The sequence below is a fragment of the Synechococcus sp. BA-120 BA3 genome (assembly GCF_034931285.1).
Lineage (GTDB): Bacteria > Cyanobacteriota > Cyanobacteriia > PCC-6307 > Cyanobiaceae > Cyanobium.
In genome coordinates, this window is the sequence record NZ_JAYGHZ010000195.1 from 1 (window position 1) to 1,044 (window position 1,044).

Below are 1,044 nucleotides of genomic sequence, written 5' to 3' on the forward strand. Positions count from 1 at the left end.
CTGCAACCAATGCCCTGCGCATACAACGCTTCAACAAACTGATCGCGCGTAAGTGGGCATTGATCACTTAAACGCAAAATGTACAGGTGCCAAGAATGTAAGCCGTTAGCAGCCGCGCCTTGTGGTAATACAACAGGCAAATTTTCAAAAGCTGCGTTGTATTGATCAACGATGGCTTGCCGTTTGGCCCGAAACAATTCAGCTTTTTTCAGTTGATGAATGCCCATGGCCGAGGCGAGATCTGTGAGGTTGTACTTGAAGCCAGGTGCCACTACCTCGTAATACCAACTGGGTGCCTTGGAGGTGAAGCGATCAAATACATCACGATTAATACCATGCAAGCGCATGGTTTTGCAGCGCTTGATGATTTCGGGATTGCGAGAGACCACCATACCACCTTCACCAGTGGTAATGGTTTTGTTGGCATAAAAACTGAATACGGCTGCATCAGTTTGCAGGTTGCCCACGGCGACACTATCAACCACACAAGGTAAGGCGTGTGCTGCGTCTTCGACTATCTTCAAACCATGTTCTTGAGCGATCGCAACGATGGCCGACATATTGGCAGCCAGCCCCGCGAAGTGAACTGGCATGATGGCCTTTGTTTTATTGGTAATGGCCGCGCGAACTAAGGCAGGAGCGATATTCAAACTACCGGGCAGTACATCGACAAAAACAGGATCGGCACCCAGGTAACGTACCACTTCGGCAGTGGCAGTAAAGGTGTGGGTGGGCACAATGACTTCATCGCCAGGCCCAATACCAATGGCTTCTAGCGCCAGGTGCAAACCCGCAGTCGCTGAGTTAACAGCAATGGCCTGCACTGGCTGACTGCCAGCCGCCACACCACCGCCCGCTGCGTTCAGCATGGCTTCGAAATCAGTTTCAAATTGCCGGGTTTTGGGGCCTGTAGTCAACCAGCCCGAGCGCAGGCAATTGACCACTTCCTGAATTTCTTCCTCGCCAATTTCTGGCAAAGCAAATGGCAAAAATGGTTGAGTGCTCATGCGTTTAACTTGATCAAATATCGGTTGAGTATACGGC

1 protein-coding gene is annotated in these 1,044 nt (G+C 50.7%); it reads right to left on the minus strand.

Annotated features, from left to right (window positions below; translation table 11 throughout):
* Positions 1-1,007, minus strand: a 1,007-nt coding sequence (locus VB737_RS07215; RefSeq protein ID WP_500312239.1) for a DegT/DnrJ/EryC1/StrS family aminotransferase, incomplete at its 3' end; no start/stop codon positions are given.
* Positions 1,008-1,044 lie beyond the last annotated feature (37 nt).